We start from the raw sequence: 4,295 nt of genomic DNA, 5'->3' as shown, positions 1-4,295 counted from the left end.
GACGGCATCAACATTGACTTTGAAAATGTAGCTGACGAAGACCGCGACCGCTTTACTCAATTTATCCGCAACCTCACTACGACGCTGAAGAAGCAAAATCTTATTATCTCTATTGATGTGACAGTCCCGAATGAAACTCCCTCTTGGTCTCATTGCTATGACCGCAAGGAGCTAGCTGCAATTGTCGATTATGTTATGGTCATGACCTACGACGAGCAGTGGGCTACCAGCACCCCCGGGGCGCCTGTAGCCTCGCTCCCCTGGGTGGAAAAGAATCTGCAAAAAACCTTGCAAGAAGTGCCGGCAAATAAATTGTTCCTCGGTGTCCCCTTTTATACAAAACGTTGGGAACACACCGAGGAACAAGGCAAAGTAACCGCTAAAGGAAAAACCTTTTTTATGGAGGATGTAAATGCCGTAATACAGACGCACAATATTCAGCCCCAATGGCGCTCTGACTACGGTCTGTCTTACCTAGAGTATGAAGAAGACGGCAAATATTATCATATTTGGGTTGAAAGCAAAGACTCTCTGGCCTTGAAAACCGCATTGATTCATACCTACCAGTTAGCCGGAGCGGCCTGCTGGCGTTTAGGCTTTGAAACACCTGATATTTGGCCCTTGCTGCCATAAAGGAGGAATAACATGCATACCATAATTCTTCCCCGTGGAAAAATGCTGCAGATTAAACAAGGCGACATCACCGCTGAAACAACCGATGCCATCGTCAATCCGGCCAATAGCCATTTACGGCACGGCGGCGGCGCCGCCTTAGCCATCGCCCGCGCCGGAGGTTCTGCCATTCAAAAACAAAGTCAAGAACTCATCAAAAAAATCGGCTCTCTTCCTGTCAGCCACGCGGTCATCACCGACGGCGGTTTGCTGCCTGCTAAATTCGTCATCCACACCGTCGGTCCCCGCTGGGGTGAAGGCAACGAAGAGTGCAAACTGCGACAGGCAGTTGAAAATGTCCTCTTTTTAGGACATCTCTACAATCTGCGCAGTGTGTCCATGCCTGCTATCAGCTCCGGCATCTTCGGCTTTCCCAAAGACCGTTGCGCACAAATCCTCTTGCAAACAGCCATTGACTTCTTTCTTCGTCTGGACACGCCGTTAGAAAGCGTCACTTTTTGCAACTATGACGCAGAAACTTGTCAACACTTCATCCAGGCTGCCAGCGCCGCCAAGCTTATCGATTCATAGGCTTTTACTTATGAATTATTTACCCATAGTAAAGCCGTATTTTTCAAATACTTTGGCGGCTTCCGGACTCAAAAGATATTGCAGGAAAGCTTCCGCTTCCTTGGGCTGTTTAGCATTTGCGAGTATAGCCGCCGGATAAATGATAGGCTGATGGCTTCCCTCGGCAGCAGTAGCAATAATTTTGATTTTCGTGCTTACCGCCGCGTCGGTCTTGTACACTATACCGGCGTCCGCATTACCGCTTTCCACATAGGTTAGCACCGTACGCACATCTTTAGCCAACACCATTCGCTCTTCTAATTTCTCCCATAAATTCAGCTTCTTCAAAACCTGCTGCGCATATTGCCCCGCTGGCACTACTTGCGGCTCCCCTACGGCTAAGCGCTTAACAGCGGGATCTGCCAGCTCCTCAAAGTTTTTAATAGTTAACGAGGAGCTTTGCGGCACAATCAGCACCAGCTTGTTTTCCAGCAAATTCTTCCGTGTTTGCTGTTGCAACAACCCTTTGCCCTGCAATTCATCCATTTGCTTAGGAGCCGCTGAAATAAAGAGATCCGCCGGTGCGCCTTGCTCGATTTGCTTTTGCAGCGAACCGGAGGCGCCCAGATTAAAGACGAGTTTCACGTTTGGATTCTTTTTTTGATACTGCTGTTGAATTTCTCCCAGTACGTCTTTCATACTTACCGCTGCAGATACGTTCAGTTCTGCAGGCGCCGCCGCTTTAGGCGGTTCCCCTCCGCAACCAACCACTAGCAACAAACCCAGGAACACCCCCACCAGACCCAACCAACTTGCTTTTCTCATAATAACTCCCCCTTAAAAAATAAATGCCAGAAAACGCATGCTGCGCTTCTGACACTACTCCGTATCACTACTATCTTTTTTCTTTTATTATATACGAAGAATTCTTATAGTACAACTTCCAGCAAAAAATGAAAATCCACATAAAACGAAAGCCTCCTGCCGGCAGGAGGCTTTCGTTTTGCTTATTTTACGATATCGGCGCCAAACCATTTTTGCGAAATCTTCGCTGAGGTTCCGTCTTTTTTCATTTCATTCAGTACGTTCTGCACTTTGTCGCGCAGCTCTTTGTCATCCTTCCGGAAGCCCACGCCATAAACACCGACTTCGCCCAAGGGCTGTTCAATCGCAATATACGCCCCGGCTTCTTTGGACATGTAATAACGTCCAAGAATTTCATCGGTTACAACCGCATCCAAACGACCTGTTTTCAGATCCATAAAGGCGGCTACACAGTCCGGATATTTTTTGAAATCTTTCAAAGTCGCTTTTAATTTTTCATCCTTAGTAACCACTTCTTCACCAATGCTGGACTGTTGTACGCCAACCACCTTGCCCTTAAGATCAGCGGCACTTTTAATTGGAGAATTAGCCAGGACAAAGATCAATTGCTTGCTTTCCATGTAAGGATCGCTGAAAAGCACGTTTTTCTTACGTTCTTCCGTGATATTCATGCCGTTCCAGAGCGCATCAATACGCTTGCTGTTTAGCTCGGCTTCTTTACTGCTCCAGTCGATGCCCTTAAATTCCACTTCGATGCCCAAGCGTTTGGCCGCTTCTTTGGCCATATCAATATCAAAGCCAACAATATTGTTCTTTTCATCTTTGAAGCCCATCGGCGGAAAATTGTCATCTAAGCCAATGACAATCTTTTTCTTGGCAGGCTCCGTTTTAGTTGTGTTGCCACAACCGGCAAACAATACCCCTGCCATCACCAGCAACAACACTACAGAAATAATTCGTTTCATGAAAACCCTCCGTTCTAGTCTTTTTTATCGGCTCCTTTATTTTACTTTACTTCGGTAAAATAAGAAAGGGGTAAATTGATGATAATAGAAAATAATTTGCATATTTTTTTTGACCGATTTGTGTTTTGACAGTCATCTTTTTGTAACCAAGCTGTAACAAGATTACGTTAAACTAAGTTCAATAAAGCATGAGGGGGATTCACCATGAATAACATAGCAAAAAAAGCAGTCTTTCTAGCACTGGCAGGAATCATCCAATTCGGCATTGGGGCGGCAACAATTGAGGCTTCTCCGGCACATCACGACCGCAAGGAGATGAGACAGCAAGACGAGCAGTTTGAGCATGACCGCCAGGAACGCGAGCGCCATGAGCGCAAGGAACGAGAACACAGAGAACGCATGGAACGCGAACGCCACGAGCGTGAGCGTGCCGAACAGCGCCGTCATGCGGAAGCCATGCGCCGCCATCATCACGAAAGTCAAGAAGCGTGGCACGAGCGGCAGCGTCTGGAAAACGAGCGCCACGAAAACGAAATGCGAACCATTGCCGCTATTGTAGTCGCCGCTGTATTGAAATAAAAAGAATCATAAAAAGGACGTTGAGAAAATAAGTTCTTTTCTCAACGTCCTTTTACCTATTCTTGCGTACTTGCAGGTTCTTTTTAAGGGGCAACAGCAATGGGCAGCACATATTGCGCTACCGCTATAAAGTGAGCAGCGCTGCCGCCCATGACAAACACATGCCAAACCGCGTGATTGTAAGGAATCCGTTTAAAAAGATAAAACACCGCCCCCACTGTATAAAGCACACCGCCAAAAGCCAGCCAGAACAGGCCCTCCGGCGCTAAGGCCGCCGCCAAGGGCTGTAAAAAGAAGACGATCAGCCAGCCCATAAACAAATAACAAAGAGTAGCCGTCTTTTTAAACCGATTGACAAAAAAGAGCTGAAAAATAATCCCCACCGCCGCCAAGCCCCAGACGATGCTAAAAATGGTCCAACCAAGTAAGCCATGCAGCACCACCAGCGCAAAGGGCGTGTATGTACCGGCAATGAGCAAATAAATCGCCGCATGATCGAAAATACGCAGGCGATGCTTTCGTTTCTCATTCTGAAAGCTGTGATACAGCGTAGACGCTAAATACAACAAGACAAGAGACGCTCCATAAATGCTGAAGCTGACTACATGCCACAATCCCCCATACACATAAGCCGATACTACTAAAAAAATCAAGCCAGCCGCAGCTAACGCCGTACCCACGCCATGGGTAAGCGCATTCACACGTTCTTCCACCGGCCTTCCCTCCTTTTGCTGCTGCATTTCT

At 47.2% G+C, this 4,295-nt stretch carries 6 protein-coding genes; 3 read left to right on the top strand and 3 right to left on the bottom strand.

Annotated elements, in window-relative coordinates; all coding sequences use genetic code 11:
- The coding region (locus tag PHF27_RS13535; RefSeq protein ID WP_300071165.1) for a glycosyl hydrolase family 18 protein at positions 1–633 on the top strand (633 nt) is incomplete at its 5' end.
- A gap of 12 nt (positions 634–645) precedes the next feature.
- Positions 646–1,203, top strand: a complete 558-nt coding sequence (locus PHF27_RS13530; RefSeq protein ID WP_300071163.1) for a macro domain-containing protein — start codon at positions 646–648, stop codon at positions 1,201–1,203.
- Between the two features lie 15 nt (positions 1,204–1,218).
- Here PHF27_RS13530 and modA read toward each other — a convergent pair whose 3' ends face one another.
- A complete protein-coding gene (gene modA, locus PHF27_RS13525) occupies positions 1,219–2,007 on the bottom strand; it encodes a molybdate ABC transporter substrate-binding protein (RefSeq protein WP_300071161.1) in 789 nt (262 codons plus the stop codon).
- A 182-nt stretch (positions 2,008–2,189) separates the two neighbouring features.
- Positions 2,190–2,972 (bottom strand): amino acid ABC transporter substrate-binding protein, encoded by a 783-nt coding sequence (locus PHF27_RS13520; protein WP_300071159.1) that lies wholly within the window; start codon positions 2,970–2,972, stop codon positions 2,190–2,192.
- 204 nt (positions 2,973–3,176) lie between these two features.
- Here PHF27_RS13520 and PHF27_RS13515 point away from each other — a divergent pair, with 204 nt between their 5' ends.
- On the top strand, positions 3,177–3,551 hold the full coding sequence (locus PHF27_RS13515) for a hypothetical protein (RefSeq protein ID WP_300071156.1): 375 nt from the start codon (positions 3,177–3,179) through the stop codon (positions 3,549–3,551).
- 83 nt (positions 3,552–3,634) lie between these two features.
- Here PHF27_RS13515 and PHF27_RS13510 read toward each other — a convergent pair.
- A partial coding sequence (locus PHF27_RS13510; RefSeq protein ID WP_363320073.1) for a hemolysin III family protein occupies positions 3,635–4,295 on the bottom strand: 661 nt, incomplete at its 5' end.

It is taken from the genome of Anaeromusa sp., from assembly GCF_028691475.1.
In the GTDB taxonomy this organism is placed as follows: Bacteria; Bacillota; Negativicutes; order Anaeromusales; family Anaeromusaceae; genus Anaeromusa.
Note: the sequence above shows the minus strand (reverse complement) of the source record. Positions and strands in the feature narration are given on the sequence as shown.